16 protein-coding genes are annotated in these 13,331 nt (G+C 63.8%); 7 read left to right on the plus strand and 9 right to left on the minus strand.

Annotated elements, in window-relative coordinates; genetic code table 11:
- Window positions 1–526: 526 nt before the first annotated feature.
- The 5 genes from ILT44_RS01315 to ILT44_RS01335 form a co-directional block, all read right to left on the minus strand.
- A complete protein-coding gene (locus ILT44_RS01315) occupies window positions 527–946 on the minus strand; it encodes a hypothetical protein (RefSeq protein ID WP_239467840.1) in 420 nt (139 codons plus the stop codon).
- A 44-nt stretch (window positions 947–990) separates the two neighbouring features.
- Window positions 991–1,584 carry a histidine phosphatase family protein gene (locus tag ILT44_RS01320; RefSeq protein WP_204237751.1) on the minus strand — a complete coding sequence of 198 codons (594 nt, stop codon included), beginning with the start codon at window positions 1,582–1,584 and terminating at the stop codon, window positions 991–993.
- A 28-nt stretch (window positions 1,585–1,612) separates the two neighbouring features.
- Window positions 1,613–2,437, minus strand: coding sequence for an enoyl-ACP reductase FabI (gene fabI / locus ILT44_RS01325; RefSeq protein ID WP_204237752.1), 825 nt, complete (start codon window positions 2,435–2,437; stop codon window positions 1,613–1,615).
- 336 nt (window positions 2,438–2,773) lie between these two features.
- Entirely contained in the window at window positions 2,774–3,724 is a 951-nt protein-coding gene (locus ILT44_RS01330) for a DnaJ C-terminal domain-containing protein (protein ID WP_204237753.1), read from the minus strand.
- Between the two features lie 213 nt (window positions 3,725–3,937).
- On the minus strand, window positions 3,938–4,417 hold the full coding sequence (locus ILT44_RS01335; RefSeq protein WP_204237754.1) for an RT0821/Lpp0805 family surface protein: 480 nt from the start codon (window positions 4,415–4,417) through the stop codon (window positions 3,938–3,940).
- A 27-nt stretch (window positions 4,418–4,444) separates the two neighbouring features.
- Between ILT44_RS01335 and pdxH the strand changes: the two genes are divergently transcribed.
- The 3 genes from pdxH to ILT44_RS01350 all read left to right on the plus strand — a co-directional run bounded on the left by pdxH (window position 4,445) and on the right by ILT44_RS01350 (window position 6,337).
- Complete coding sequence (gene pdxH, locus ILT44_RS01340) at window positions 4,445–5,071, plus strand: pyridoxamine 5'-phosphate oxidase (RefSeq protein ID WP_372441115.1); 627 nt, start codon at window positions 4,445–4,447, stop codon at window positions 5,069–5,071.
- 105 nt (window positions 5,072–5,176) lie between these two features.
- Window positions 5,177–5,899: an SDR family NAD(P)-dependent oxidoreductase gene (locus tag ILT44_RS01345; protein ID WP_372441116.1), complete on the plus strand. Its 723-nt coding sequence runs from the start codon at window positions 5,177–5,179 to the stop codon at window positions 5,897–5,899.
- A 9-nt stretch (window positions 5,900–5,908) separates the two neighbouring features.
- Complete coding sequence (locus ILT44_RS01350) at window positions 5,909–6,337, plus strand: hypothetical protein (RefSeq protein ID WP_204237756.1); 429 nt, start codon at window positions 5,909–5,911, stop codon at window positions 6,335–6,337.
- A 149-nt stretch (window positions 6,338–6,486) separates the two neighbouring features.
- On the opposite strand, the gene ILT44_RS01355 is transcribed toward ILT44_RS01350, so the two are convergent.
- A complete protein-coding gene (locus ILT44_RS01355; RefSeq protein ID WP_204237757.1) occupies window positions 6,487–7,146 on the minus strand; it encodes a hypothetical protein in 660 nt (219 codons plus the stop codon).
- A gap of 296 nt (window positions 7,147–7,442) precedes the next feature.
- On the opposite strand from ILT44_RS01355, the gene ILT44_RS01360 reads away from it, so the two are divergent.
- Window positions 7,443–7,922: a hypothetical protein gene (locus tag ILT44_RS01360; protein WP_204237758.1), complete on the plus strand. Its 480-nt coding sequence runs from the start codon at window positions 7,443–7,445 to the stop codon at window positions 7,920–7,922.
- A gap of 33 nt (window positions 7,923–7,955) precedes the next feature.
- Here the strand turns inward: ILT44_RS01360 and ILT44_RS01365 are convergent, their stop codons facing one another.
- The 3 genes from ILT44_RS01365 to ILT44_RS01375 form a co-directional block, all read right to left on the minus strand.
- Window positions 7,956–8,264: a putative quinol monooxygenase gene (locus ILT44_RS01365; RefSeq protein ID WP_204237759.1), complete on the minus strand. Its 309-nt coding sequence runs from the start codon at window positions 8,262–8,264 to the stop codon at window positions 7,956–7,958.
- An 864-nt stretch (window positions 8,265–9,128) separates the two neighbouring features.
- The gene (locus ILT44_RS01370; RefSeq protein ID WP_204237760.1) at window positions 9,129–9,359 is read right to left on the minus strand and encodes a DUF6894 family protein; all 231 of its coding nucleotides are present in this window, start codon (window positions 9,357–9,359) and stop codon (window positions 9,129–9,131) included.
- Window positions 9,360–9,541: 182 nt separating this feature from the next.
- Window positions 9,542–10,612 carry a citrate synthase/methylcitrate synthase gene (locus ILT44_RS01375; RefSeq protein ID WP_204237761.1) on the minus strand — a complete coding sequence of 357 codons (1,071 nt, stop codon included), beginning with the start codon at window positions 10,610–10,612 and terminating at the stop codon, window positions 9,542–9,544.
- Between the two features lie 74 nt (window positions 10,613–10,686).
- On the opposite strand from ILT44_RS01375, the gene ILT44_RS01380 reads away from it, so the two are divergent.
- Genes ILT44_RS01380 through ILT44_RS01390 form a run of 3 tightly spaced genes read left to right on the plus strand, consistent with a single transcriptional unit; the run spans window position 10,687 to window position 12,886 of the window.
- Window positions 10,687–11,808, plus strand: a complete 1,122-nt coding sequence (locus tag ILT44_RS01380; RefSeq protein WP_204237762.1) for a citrate synthase family protein — start codon at window positions 10,687–10,689, stop codon at window positions 11,806–11,808.
- Window positions 11,805–12,254 (plus strand): NUDIX hydrolase, encoded by a 450-nt coding sequence (locus ILT44_RS01385; protein WP_204237763.1) that lies wholly within the window; start codon window positions 11,805–11,807, stop codon window positions 12,252–12,254. The genes ILT44_RS01380 and ILT44_RS01385 overlap by 4 nt, the downstream gene beginning before the upstream one ends.
- Entirely contained in the window at window positions 12,251–12,886 is a 636-nt protein-coding gene (locus ILT44_RS01390) for a TIGR02301 family protein (RefSeq protein WP_204237764.1), read from the plus strand. Before ILT44_RS01385 ends, ILT44_RS01390 begins: the two co-directional genes overlap by 4 nt.
- The last annotated feature ends 445 nt before the right edge of the window (window positions 12,887–13,331 follow it).

Below are 13,331 nucleotides of genomic sequence, written 5' to 3' on the forward strand. Positions count from 1 at the left end.
GGTCCACCAGCGTCATCTGACGCCATCATGCGGAAGGCCTGTCCTTACCGCGGAGAGAACCCTGGACCCGGCAAGGATGCTCACAGAGAGCTTGACCCCAAACCCGGAATTAGAGAACAGCCTGGGCCTCCTGTCGGTGGAGCGTGCGAGGCCGCACCACAGGACCGTGTCTGCTCCCGCACTGCGACGCCTCGCGAGCGCACCCCTCGACAGGAGCAGATCTACACAACCTTATAGCCAAGATTGGGATTATTGTCAAGAACAAAGTGAGAACACACGCGCTGCGATCCCTCTCTCCCTGTGCGGGAGAGGGTGGCCCTTGCGTCAGCGAGGGTCGGGAGAGGGGCTGTGCTCGTGCAGTGACGCCCCCTCTCTCCCGGCTCACTTTCGTTCGCCACCCTCCCCCGCAGAGGGGGAGGGAGAGACCACTGAAGCCTGCTTCGAGACGCAGACTTCGTCTCCTCCTCAGGATGAGGGGAAGGGAAGACAAAGACGGGGATGACGGTAGAGGGTGTTAAACACGCGCTTACCGGTAGGGGTAGCAACGGCTTCGGTCGAGCGAGAGGCCGAAATGGGCGCCGAGCTTGCGGATCGCCTCGTCATGCTTGGAGTAAGGGTCGCGATTTCCAGGCCCCACGATGATGATCCGGAACGTTGGATCGCTCCTCCCGCCCGGAGGCAGCATGGCGGTGGCAAGCGCGTCTCCGTTCGCATCGCGCAAGGTCAGGAACATCGGCATGGCCTGCCGGACGTGATCTTTGAGGCCGATGTTCTGTTCGACGAAGGACCGCGAGGTCGACCGATAGCTGTTCGCTGCGGCGTCCCACGCTTGGCGAAAATGCTTCTCGACCGCATGGCTCATCGCATCGGATTCCAGCGCGGCCTCACCCTCGGTCTCGATCCGGAACCAGGTCTTCGATCCCGGCGCATCGCAGATGTATTGCATATCGATCAACGCGGGAACGCGGTGAAGGTTGTGCGTTTATCCTGTCACACCCAGCGGTAATGGCGCCCCTCGATGACGAGCACCCTTCCCTGCCAGATGTCCATGCTGGCGGCCTGACGCGAGGAGACGCCGCAGGCGATGGAGAGGAAGGCGCGGGCGACGCCGCCATGGGCGACCACCGCCGTGTCGCGGGTAAGGTCGTCGAGGAAGGGGCGGGTGCGCTCGACCAGCATGGCGTAGCTCTCGCCGCCGCCCGGGGGGGCGTAGTGCCACTTGTCCTGCTCGCGCAGGGCCGCAAGCTGCGGCTCGGCCTTGCGGACCTCCTTCCAGGTCATCCCCTCCCAGATTCCGAAGGTCAGTTCGACGAGGCGCTCGTCGAGCTTGTAGGATTCCGGGTGCAGCCCCAGGGTCCGGCGCAGGATCTCCATGGTCTCGCGGGTGCGGGTCATGGGGCTCGCGATGTAGGCTAGGTCCTCATAATGCGGCACGAGGGCGGCGAGGTGGCGGGCCGCCTCCTCGGCCTGGACGCGGCCGACATCGTTGAGCGGAATGTCCTTCTGCCCCTGGAGCCGTCCTTCGAGGTTCCAGTCCGTCTCGCCATGGCGAATGAAGTAGATCGTGGGGCGGGACGGGGTCACGGCAGGGTCCAGATACGCTTGAGACAGGTTACTCTTTGTCGAGGGAGAGATCCGGCGCTTCCGGGTTCTTCATGCCGACCACGTGATAGCCCGCATCCACGTGCAGGATCTCGCCGGTCATGCCGCGGGACATATCGGACACGAGATAGGCGGCCGTCTCGCCGACCTCCTCGATGGTGACCGTGCGGCGGAGCGGCGAGTTGTACTCGTTCCACTTGAGAATGTAGCGGAAGTCCCCGATGCCGGAGGCCGCCAGCGTCTTGATCGGGCCGGCCGAGATGGCGTTGACGCGGATGTTCTTGGGGCCCAGATCGGCCGCCAGATAGCGCACGGAGGCCTCGAGCGCGGCCTTGGCCACGCCCATGACGTTGTAGTGCGGCATCCACTTCTCGGCGCCGTAATAGGTGAGCGTGAGCAGCGAGCCGCCCTCGTTCATCAGCTTCTCGGCGCGCTGCGCGATGGCCGTGAAGGAATAGCAGGAGATCAGCAGCGACTTGGTGAAGTTGCCCTCCGAGGTCTCCACGTAGCGGCCGGTGAGCTCGTCCTTGTCCGAGAAGGCGATGCAGTGGACCACGAAGTCGATGGAGCCCCAGAGGCGCTTCACTTCCTCGAAGACGGCATCGATGGTGGCCCCGTCCGTGACGTCGCAATGGCCGACGACGGCGGCGTCTAGCTCCTTCGCGAGGGGCTCCACCCGCTTCTTGAGAGCATCGCCCTGATACGTGAAGGCGAGCTCCGCCCCGTGCTGGCGGGCTGCTTGCGCAATGCCCCAGGCGATGGACCGGTTGTTCGCCACGCCCATGATCAAGCCGCGCTTGCCGGCCAGGATGCCGGGGGCCTTAGTCTCCGCCATAATTCACCTAGATCGTCGCTGGAGAGTTCAAATAAGGAACGGCCTCTTTAGCCGACCCGGCAGCCACGGGGAAGCCCTCTTGGGAGCCGTTTAGGTAATACGGCTGCCTGAGTGCTGTGCCGCATGACATCCCACCACGTCATCACCGGCCTGGTGCCGGTGATCCCGATGGTGTGAAGCGATGAGCCTCATAGAACCGGGATGGCCGGGACAAGCCCGGCCATGACGTAGAGAGGCGGCACACCCACTGTCATTCCGGGGCGCCGAAAGGCGAGCCCGGAATGACAGTGGAGAGTTACGCAAACGGAGAACGAAGGCTCAGACCGGGATTTGACGCTACTTCGCCTTGGCCGAGCGGCGCTTGCGGGCGTAGTCCATCAGGTCCTCGTCCACGATCTCGGGCAGCTTGATCTCCGTGGTCGCAAAGAGGTCTCCAGGCCCGGTCTTGCCCGGCAGGCCCTTGCCGCGCAGGCGGAAGGTGCGGCCGGAACTGGTCATGGGCGGGATCGTCATCTCCACCGTGCCGGTCAGGGTGGGGACCCGCACCGTGCCGCCGAGAACAGCCTCCTCGATCTCCACGGGCAGCCGCAGCCGCAGGTTCGAGCCCTCGGGCGTGAAGCGCTCATGGGGCGCGAAGGCGATGGTCAGCAGCGCATCGCCCGGATCGATCCCGGGAGCGCCCTGGCCTAAGCCCCGCAGCCGGATCACCTGGCCGTCCGCCACGCCCTTGGGAATGACCACGTCCACGTCGCGGCCGGTGGGAAGCCTGACCCGCTTCTTCGCCTCGGCGGCGACCTCCTCGAGGGTCACCGTGAGCGTGGCCTCGACGTCCTCGCCCTTCTGCTGCCGGGGACGGGTGCGGGATTGGCGCGGGCTCTCGCCCGCCGATTTGAAGGCGTTCTCGAAGATCTGGGAGAAGAAGTCGTCGCCCTGATCGGCACCGAAGCCGCTCCGGCTGCTGCGCCGCCCGCCGAAGGGATTGCCGCCCCCGAAGCCGGCAAAACCCTCCGCCCCGGCCCCGCCCCGTCCGCCGCCGCCGAACCCCTCGAAGCCCTGGAAGCGCGGCTTGCCCTCGGCATCGATCTCGCCCCGGTCGAACTGGGCGCGCTTTCCCGCATCGCCCAGGATCTCATAGGCCGAATTCGCCTCGGCGAACTTGTCCTTGGCCTTGGGGTCGTCCTTGTTGCTGTCTGGGTGGTAAGTCTTGGCGAGCTTGCGGAACGCCTTCTTGATGTCCGCTTCGCTCGCAGAGCGGGACACGCCGAGAACGTCATAGGGGTTGCGCATCGTGGAATCCTGAACCGTCGGATTGGGAGCCTCGAGCATCGGACCCAAAAGTGGACTTGCACTTTTGGGATCCATCCGATGCTCAATTTAGAGCTGGCGCATCGTTGGAAGCGGAAAACCGGATCCACTTTTCCGCACGATGCGCTAGCTCAACGGGTTTGACGGTCATATGGGCAAAGTGTTGCCTGCTTGCAACGCCTGAACCGGTGAAAGCTAGACCTTGGCCGAGCCCTTCAGGGGCTTGACCTCCTTGAGGGTCCACTCGCCGCCGGAGGGGCGGCAGGCCGTGCCCTGCAGGGAGGACGAGGATGGACCGCTTACGTTGGCCGAAAAGCTGCGGCAGATCTCGTCGTCCTTCACGAAGGGGGCTCCCATGGGGGTGAAGGTGCCCTTCCGGCTGGTCGCGGGGTTGTCCCAGGAGACATGCGTGCCGGGGCCCTGCGGATCGAGGGCCACCGCAAGCGCCGCCTTGGCCCGCCGCCAATCCTCATCGTCCAGATCGGAGGACAGGGCAACGACCGCATTGGAGGCAATGGCGCCGGTGGCCTTCGGCCCGTCCTCGTCCAGGGCCGAAAGCCCAAGCGACATGCCGCAGGCGCTCGTGGACAGGGCGAGCAGCCCAACCGCGAGCACTTTCAGCGCTTCGCGGGCGCTAGCAACTGATCTATAACGGCGCGGATTGATCCACGTCACGCGTCGGGTCCCCCAGAAGCTAAAGTTATAGAACGAGATAAAACAGTGAACGCGTTAACAACCGGTGACTTCACTGAATCAGCAGAGCCCTTCGCCCTCTTCCAGGACTGGATGACGGAGGCGGAGGCCTCGGAGCCCAACGATCCCAACGCCATGGCGCTCGCCACCGTGGACGAGACCGGGCTGCCGAATGTCCGCATGGTGCTGCTCAAAGGTTTCGACGCGAACGGCTTCGTGTTCTACACCAACACGGAATCCAACAAGGGCCGCGAGCTTCTCGGGCAGCGGAAGGCCGCCATCGTGCTGCACTGGAAGAGCCTGCGCCGGCAGGTGCGCGCCCGCGGTCCGGTGACCCTGGTGAGCGACGAGGAGGCCGACGCCTATTTCCAGAGCCGCCCCCGCGACAGCCGCATCGGCGCCTGGGCGAGCCAGCAGTCGCGCCCGCTCGAGAGCCGCTTCGCGCTGGAGAAGGCGGTGGCGCTCAACACCGCCAAATATGCCGTCGGCGAGGTGCCGCGCCCGCCCTACTGGACGGGCTTTCGCATCGCGCCGGTTTCCATCGAGTTCTGGCAGGACAAGCCCTTCCGCCTACATGACCGCGTGGTCTTCACCCGCGACGGCGAGGGCTGGCGGAAGGTTCGGCTTTATCCCTGACCGGCATTCATGGCCGTAGACCGGGATTCCGAACCGGGATAAGGCTCTGCCCCGCTTACGAGAGATCTCCCGATGTCCTCTTCGCCCAGCAATTCCCGCCGCATCATGCTGCTCACCGGCGCCAGCCGCGGCATCGGGCATGCCACGGTCAAGCGCTTCTCCGCGGCCGGGTGGCGGGTCATCACCTGCTCGCGGCACGGCTTCCCCGAGAACTGCCCGTGGGAGATGGGGCCGGAGGACCACCTGCAGGTCGATCTGGCCGATGCGCAGGACACTCGCCGCGCCATCGCGGAGGTGAAGGAGCGCCTCGCGGCCGAGGGCGGCTGCCTGCACGCGCTCGTCAACAACGCGGGCATTTCGCCCAAGGGCGAAGGCGGCTCGCGGATGGGAACCCTCGACACCCGCTACGAGGATTGGCTGCGGGTGTTCCAAGTCAATTTCTTCGCCTCGATTATGCTGGCCCGCGGCCTTCAGGACGAGCTGACCAAGGCCAAGGGCTCGGTGGTCAACGTCACCTCTATCGCAGGCTCGCGCGTGCACCCCTTCGCGGGCGCGGCCTATGCCACCTCCAAGGCGGCGCTCGCCTCGCTGACCCGCGAGATGGCGGCCGATTTCGGCCCGCTCGGCGTGCGCGTGAACGCCATCTCGCCGGGCGAGATCGACACCGCGATCCTGTCGCCGGGCACGGAGAAGATCGTCGAGCAGCTGCCGATGCGCCGTCTCGGCACGCCGGACGAGGTGGCCAAGGCCATCTACTTCCTCTGCACGGAGGCGAGCTCCTACGTCACCGGCGCGGAGCTCCACATCAACGGCGGTCAGCACGTCTAAAGGTGATCCATGCCCCTGCGGCTTTCCCAGCATTGGGCGCAGAGAGTCCTGACCGCGCTGCTGATGCTCGGCTCAGTGGCGGCATCGGGCCAGGAAAGCCCTGAGAAGAACCCCTTCGCCGATCCGGACATGCATCCGTCCTATCAGGCGCGCTGCCCCGAGGTCCGGGAGCTGACGAACGGGCGGGAAACGGGCGCGACCCGCGTGGATTTCAGCGTGACGGGTCCCCTCGCCCTCGTGCATTTCGACGGCACGCTCGCCTATCTCGGCCTGTGCGGCACGGGATCCGAACCGAAGGTGCTCTGCGTCACCTACCAGACCAACGACATGAAGGTCGGCGACGTGGTGACGGTGGCCGGCGGCTACAGCCGGCCGAACGAGGACTTCATCGTCTTGGATCCCTGCCTTGCGCAGCGGCCGGACGAGCCGGCGCAATAGACAGCATCACGGCGCTGGCGCGGGCCGGGCCATTGCCGCATCACGACGACAGGCCCGCCTCCCTCCGGTCTCTTGGACAGGGAGGGGGATGAGATGCGCCTCCCCCAGCTTACAGGTTGTGCGGATATGATTTGATAGCGAACTTACTCTCAGCGCCCCTCGGCCGCCTTGAGCGCAGTTGACATCGTCTTCGCTAACCTTTGCGTCGCTTCACTGAAGTCAGTGACTGAACACGATCCGCTTTCAAGGCGTTGGGTGCCTATGGAGTCAGTATCGACTTCGGTTACTGCCCTTAATGTCGGGCGATCTACAAAAAAACGAACGTTGTAAAATTTGTGAGTTACCCGAGGGGAGTCAAATTCCAGTTCGCCAGCGCAGCCGCCATAGTAACCGTTACCTAAGAGCCTAGCTCCTAGAAAGAAATGCGCAGTTGAGTCTCGTTCGCGCATAGTCCCTGACCTGACGCATATTGTATTCAGGTTTTCACCAGCAGCGAAAGTCACTGTGTCTGTTGATGCACGGCCAATTATCGAAGCATCTTTGCTCTTAGCTGCAATCACAAGCGCAGCGAGTGCCTTGGATCTTACAATCGTCATTGCAGCTGCTGGGCTATTACGAGAAGGGCCGAAAGGGCAGTTGAATGCGAAGTCGCCAGGTTGCTTTTCGACAGACCTCATTGAAGATACGAAATCTTCAACGGTGTGCATTGCTGGCGCACCAGTCTGCGCGCCGACTGCTGTAAAGGCGAAGCTCCCAATGACAAATACGAAACACCCATAAAAAGTCTTGCCTTCCAATGCTGCCCCCATTGCGTAACGCTATCCAGTCTGGATTTGCAAAGTCCAAGGTAGCTAACCCACCAAGGCTTGATGGACTAATAATACCATCGTCATGAGAGGAATGTCGTTATCTGAACAACTGAACCGGTAGGCGTTAGTCTCAACCCTCTCTTCACCCCTCCACGCTATAACCTTCCCCATGACCTACTCCCGCGACACCCCCCTTATGATAGGAGTGCTCGCACCTTTCCAGTGGTGATCCTATGCTATAGGCCGGTCGAGGACGTAGTTCTCTAAGACCCATAGACGTAGGTGACGAAGTGATATTGGATTGGTTTCAGAAGAGAAGTTTCCTGAAAAATGTAAACGCGGCGATAGATCGGCTGACAGCTGAGCGAGGTTTTGCATTGAGAGTCGCCGCAGTAATTCCGAAAGTTGAAACGCTTTTTGTTGAGTGGCGGAAAGAGGGATTAAGTCCAGAGCACTGTGCGACAATGCTTGTTGCGGACCTCTATCCAAGTTTATTGTCTGCGGATCTGAGTGACGAAAAGCGCAAGGTGATCATTCAGGAGATTAACCACTACTCGACAACGCGCATCATGCCGCAAGGTCATCCAGAGTTTGTCACACTCAAGTATATCCATCAGGACATGATCCTTACGGACTGGGTCAACCGAAATTTGCTTCCTCCAGCAACGGCATTGCATGCACGCCTTGAGTTTACAGGACAACTTGCGGGACTCACTAAGGAACAGCGTAGAACTATGGGTGACAAGATCATCGCGAATGCAGCGAGTCGATCGTGACCTACTCCCGCGACACCACCGCCATCTCCGAGCTCACCGGGGTTGATGCGGCTTGCATGCTAAGATCTCCAAGCGTTTGATCTCAAATGGATCAACGAAGAGGTCAGGCGCTCGCTGGCTCAAAGCCACAGCGACCTTACCGGCAAGATGAGCATTCCGGGCCTCTTCATCCGGGAAAGCGTCAAAAATCGCAAACGTATTGTGGTCAAACCGCACGGCATACCAAGTTGTCGTGCCTGGCTCCTCCTCAACGAGCGGCAAGGCCGAACGGAGAAACTCCGCAGCTTCTTCCTCTTTGCCTGATTTGGCTTCTAAGGGTACATACAAAGCAAGCTTGGTCATGCCGGGATCACTTTCGGTGCAAGGTTGGGAACCGCTGGACCGGATATGGAGCGATCACCAGCAATACCTAGGCTGGCCTAGCCTCTGCCGCTGCGACACCCGACGCAACCTTCCGTTCACCGACCTCAGGCTATACCCTTTCCATGACCTACTCTCGCGACACCACCGCCATCTCATTGAAAGGCGATCTATGAAGCGGTCGCTGCCAGTTTAGGTGCCTAGATAGAGCCGCTTATGGCCTACTGAACAGTGATATACACGTAGCGCCATTCCCAACGGTTTGAATTACTGAAGTGTACGCAGGTAGTCCAATCACCTGTCGGGGTCTGCTTTTGGAAGGTCCGCTGATTATTGTCTGTTGTGATGTCGCCTGAGCTGCACTCCGGACACGGCTGACAATTAAATCCAAGGCCGGGCCCGCACGGGTACCATGGCTCTCGATCTCGGGTCCATGCACAGTAAACGTTGGTCGGTCGAGAACTGGTCGTTACACACGCCTGAGCGCCAGTTGGTGTACCGTTCTGTGGCTTGGGGTTAAGGGTCTTGCCCGGCGATGCCACTCCAGCTGCCGGCGGTCGATGGGGAACACACCAATTCACTACTAGATCGGCTCGTGGAGTCGGCGGCGGATCTGCAGCCCACGCTGGAGATAGACCGCTTAGTGCCATCAGAAGCGCGAGGTATCTTCCCATAACAACCTCACAAAGAAGTTCCCTTAGGTCATTGTAGTTCTCAAGTTAAGCGTGGCAATAGCTCCCCAGAATAGGTCGATTCCACGACTGAACGGGATATCTTCTTCAACGGCCGGAAGGACGAGAACGCGAAGACCATCGACGGAGTCCGATCGGCATCCGGGGACTGAAGTCAGGCGTGGTTTGCCGGGAACGGCAGATGAGCCACCGCATAGCCGTCCTGGTCATGAACGCTGACCTGCCATTCTGACCAATCCACCTGAGGCGGGGCTTCCTGCATGAACTGGCGGGCGTAGCAGAGCGCCTCGGGCTCGACCTGCTTCCTGGACCGGGAACGACGACCCTGCCTGTCCACGATCAGGGCCATGCCATCCGTCATGTGGTAGAAGTAGCGGCGTCCCATTGCGCCCCTCCTGTGCCATCACGCCCCATCCGGGAAGCAAACTCCGGAACCTGTGACAGGTTTTCCTTCCCAAAGGCCGAACTGCGGGTTGCCCCCGCTATCCACTGTCTCCACAGGGACTGAAGTGCATACGCTGGTTTGACCCAACGTCTCGACTCTTTCGCGAGGGCAATAGGCCGTCGTCACGCCGCCTGCGCGGGCCAGGCTCCCACATAGCGCGATTTCGGCCGGATGATGCGGCCTAGGCGGGTCTGCTCGATGGCATGGGCCACCCAGCCCGCCGTGCGGCCGGCCGCGAAAAGCGGCGTGAAGCCTTCGCGGGGGATGCCGAGCGCATCGAGCAGAATGGCGGTGTAGAACTCCACATTGGTCTCGAGCCGGCGTCCGGGCTTGCGGCGCTCCAGCACCTTGAGGGCCGTCGCCTCGACGGCTTCCGCGAAGGCGATGCGGTTGTCCTTGTCCCGCAGCCGCCCGGCGGCGGCCTTCAGCACATCCGCCCGCGGATCGCGCACCCGATAGATGCGGTGGCCGAAGCCCATGAGGCGCTCGCCCCGGGCCATGGCGTCGTCGAGCCAGGCCTCCGCATTCCCGATCGGGCCGATCGCATCCAGCATGTCGAGCACCGGGCCCGGTGCCCCGCCATGGAGTGGACCTTTGAGGGCGCAGAGCCCCGCCACGACGGAGGAGAGGATGCCGGCCTGGGTCGAGGCGACCACCCGCGCCGTGAAGGTGGAGGCATTGAGCCCGTGGTCGATCACCGTCACGAGATAGGTGTCGAGCGCCTTCGCCTCGCTCTCGCCAACGGGTGCATCGCGCATCATGCGTAAGGTATCGGCCGCGTGGCTCAAGGAGGCGTCGGGGGCGACCGGCGCGAGGCCGCGAGCGCCCCGCACCGCCATGGCGGCGGCAACGCCCGCGGCCCCGACGGCCAGGGCGGGATGGTCCTCATCGGCGTCCGGAAGGCTCGCAAGGAGCAGCCGCATGCCTTCGACCGGCGTCAGGGCGGAAAGCTGCGGGGCGAGGGGCGCAAAATACCCGTACGCCCTCTCCCGGGCTCGGCCGAGAAGCGCGCGCGGATCGGCTGCGCCGTGCGGGACGAGCCCCTCCCAGAGGATCGCCACGACATCCTCGAAGGGCACCCGGCCGGCAAGCTCCTCCAGGTCATAGCCGCGAATGATCAGACGGCCCGCTTCGCCGTCCACATGGCTCAGCACGGTCTCGGCCGCCACCACGTCGTCAAGTCCGATCGTCATGAATGCTCTCCTTCGTTACAGGAGCATCACGCCAGGCTTGCGGTACGGTCAATCTTGAATCAACATATCAACATATGAGCGCCGCATCCCTCGATCTGACATCGGCCGAAGAGGCCTCGTCCCGCCTCGGCATCAGCCGGGCGAGCCTCTATGCCTATGTGAGTCGGGGCCTGATCCGCTCGTTCTCCTCGCCGCACGATCCGCGCCAGCATCTCTACGCCCTCGAGGACGTGGAAGCCCTGGTGGAGCGCAAGGCGCGGTTCCGCCGCCCGACCGTCGCGGCTGCGACCGCTCTCGACTGGGGCCTGCCCGTGCTGGAGACGAGTATTACGCAGATCCGGGACGGACGGCTCTTCTATCGCGGGCAGGACGCCATTGCGCTCGCCCGCGCCGCCGCCCTCGAGGACGTGACGCGCCTCCTGATCGGCGCCCTGGACGAGAATGCTTTCCGCAGGCCCTCCCGGATGCCGGCCCCCCTGCCCGCTCCGGCCTTCGGACCCCATGCCTTCGTGGCACAGGCCATCCGCCTCCTGGCGGAGCCGGCTCCCAGGGAGACCCGGGCGGCGGAGGTAGCGGCGATCCTGCGCCTGACCGCTGCGGCGGCCAGCGGAGGGGATCCCGGCACCAGCCCGCTCCACCGGCATCTGGCCTCGGCCTGGAAGGCTCCCCCGCAGGCCGTCGACACGATCCGGCGCGCGCTGGTGCTGTGCGCCGACCACGAACTCAGCTCCTCGGCTTTCGCGGTGAGGGTCACGGCTTCGACCGGCGCATCCCTGCGCAACGCCGTCATCACGGGCCTTGCAGCCCTGAGCGGCCCCTATCACGGGGGCATGACCGAGCGCGTCCGGACCTTTCTGGACGCACCCGGCCTGCTGCCCCATCCGAGCTTCCGGCACCGCCTCTACCCGGAGGGCGATCCTCGGGCGCGGGCCCTGCTGGAGAATGTGCCCCTGCTCGCCTCGGATGCCACAACGCTGCAGGCCGTCGCGAACGCCTCCGGCGACAGGCCCAACATCGATGTGGCCCTGGTGATGATGGAGCGGGCCTATGGACTGCCGGTGGGGGCTGCGTTTACGCTCTTTGCCATCGGACGCACGGCCGGGTGGCTCGCCCACGCCATCGAGCAGCGCAGCCAGGCGACCCTCATCCGGCCGCGGGCCCGCTATGTGGCGGCCGAAGAAAAGCTTTCTTCATGACGAGCGACCGCTTCTATCCCTCCCGTCCGATCCTCGCCGCTTCCGTGGCCGTCTTCCGCGAGGGGCGGATCCTGCTCGCCGCGCGGGGCAAGCCGCCGAGCGAGGGGCTGTTCTCCCTGCCCGGCGGCATGGTGGAGGCCGGCGAGACCCTGGGAGAGGCCGCTTTGCGGGAACTTCGCGAGGAGGTGGGGGTTGAGGCCAAGCTTATTGGCCTGATCGCCCCTGTCGAATTCATTGAAAGGGATGAGAAAGGCCATATAAGACACCATGTCGTCATCGCCGCCCATGCTGCCCGCTGGGTTTCGGGCGAACCCCAGACAGGTCCGGAAGCAAAGGAAATCCGTTGGATCACGGAAAGGGACATCGCCGCTCTGCCCATGACGGCAGGACTCGCCGGGATTCTGGAGCAGGCCTTCCGGATCGCGCGGCAGGATTGCGCGCCATGAGGCGCGCCGCCGTGGTCCTCGCAGTCCCCGCAATGCTGCTGGCGGCTCCTGACCCTGCCGCAGCTCAAGGCTTCTTCGAACGATTGTTCGGCCCTCCCCAGGGTCAGCAGCCAGGCCAGCAGCCGGGTGTCCCGCCGCAATACCGGCCGCAGCCGCAGTACCGTCCCCTGCCGCAGCCCCAGCCTGGTGTCCCGCCTCAGTACCGGCCGCAGCCTGCGCCTCAGCCGCAGAGGCGGCAGCAGCCGCCGCAATCCCAGCGTCCGGCACCTCAGCAGCCGCAACAACAGCCGCAGCAGCAGGCGGAACCCGCTCCGGCGGTCGAGCCGCCGCCTGCCCCTTACGAGAAGGAGCTGCTGCGGCTCGCCGAGATCATGGGTTCGCTGGCCCTGCTCCGCCCCCTCTGCACCACCCCCGATGCCCAGGAATGGAGCCGCCGCATGCAGGTCCTGCTCGAGGCGGAAGGTTCGACGCCCGGCCGGCGCGAGCGGCTCGCCGGCGCCTACAACAAGGGTTATCAGGCCTATGCCCTTACCTATCGGGTCTGCACCCCCTCCGCACAGGAGGCTTCCCTGCGGTTCCTGGCCGAGGGCGAGCAGCTCGCCCGCAACATCACCGGGCGCTACGGCGGGTGATCCGAAACGGGTTTGATCGTTCGAAGGGCCTCATCCTGCGAGGCTGTCTGGAAAAGCCATACGCCGCTTTTCCCTCCCCCTTGCGGGGAGGGGCAAGGGTGGGGGTGGAGCGACCGGGTGAGACGTATCCGTCATGGCCGGGCCTGTCCCGGCCATCCCGTTGCTGTGAGCCTCAGCACGTCAGATCATCGGGATCACCGGCACAAGGCCGGTGATGACGTGTAGCAACCTTTAGGCCCTCTGAACGAAGCGCAGCGCTCTGACTTTTCGACCCCCACCCTTAATCCCTCCCCGCAAGGGGGAGGGAAGAAACGCAGGCTCCTCAGGATGAAACTGGGAATGCCGGTTTCCTTGGATTGAGACAGGTGTTGCAGCCGTGCCTCTTATCCACATTTTTCGAGCAGCAGCCCTCTCGCGTTAACCTCCTTGCAAGGTGATGCTGGCG

Origin of the sequence: Microvirga arvi (assembly GCF_016892765.1) — a bacterium.
Lineage (GTDB): Bacteria > Pseudomonadota > Alphaproteobacteria > Rhizobiales > Beijerinckiaceae > Microvirga > Microvirga arvi.

What these genes read in the sequence shown, in the direction of transcription:
- ILT44_RS01315 (WP_239467840.1), bottom strand. Translation starts at nt 946, where the DNA reads ATGCAATACATCTGCGATGCGCCGGGATCGAAGACCTGGTTCCGGATC.
- fabI (WP_204237752.1), bottom strand. Translation starts at nt 2,437, where the DNA reads ATGGCGGAGACTAAGGCCCCCGGCATCCTGGCCGGCAAGCGCGGCTTG.
- ILT44_RS01330 (WP_204237753.1), bottom strand. Translation starts at nt 3,724, where the DNA reads ATGCGCAACCCCTATGACGTTCTCGGCGTGTCCCGCTCTGCGAGCGAA.
- ILT44_RS01345 (WP_372441116.1), top strand. Translation starts at nt 5,177, where the DNA reads ATGCTGCTCACCGGCGCCAGCCGCGGCATCGGGCATGCCACGGTCAAG.
- ILT44_RS01350 (WP_204237756.1), top strand. Translation starts at nt 5,909, where the DNA reads ATGCCCCTGCGGCTTTCCCAGCATTGGGCGCAGAGAGTCCTGACCGCG.
- ILT44_RS01355 (WP_204237757.1), bottom strand. Translation starts at nt 7,146, where the DNA reads ATGGGGGCAGCATTGGAAGGCAAGACTTTTTATGGGTGTTTCGTATTT.
- ILT44_RS01365 (WP_204237759.1), bottom strand. Translation starts at nt 8,264, where the DNA reads ATGACCAAGCTTGCTTTGTATGTACCCTTAGAAGCCAAATCAGGCAAA.
- ILT44_RS01370 (WP_204237760.1), bottom strand. Translation starts at nt 9,359, where the DNA reads ATGGGACGCCGCTACTTCTACCACATGACGGATGGCATGGCCCTGATC.
- ILT44_RS01375 (WP_204237761.1), bottom strand. Translation starts at nt 10,612, where the DNA reads ATGACGATCGGACTTGACGACGTGGTGGCGGCCGAGACCGTGCTGAGC.
- ILT44_RS01380 (WP_204237762.1), top strand. Translation starts at nt 10,687, where the DNA reads ATGAGCGCCGCATCCCTCGATCTGACATCGGCCGAAGAGGCCTCGTCC.
- ILT44_RS01385 (WP_204237763.1), top strand. Translation starts at nt 11,805, where the DNA reads ATGACGAGCGACCGCTTCTATCCCTCCCGTCCGATCCTCGCCGCTTCC.
- ILT44_RS01390 (WP_204237764.1), top strand. Translation starts at nt 12,251, where the DNA reads ATGAGGCGCGCCGCCGTGGTCCTCGCAGTCCCCGCAATGCTGCTGGCG.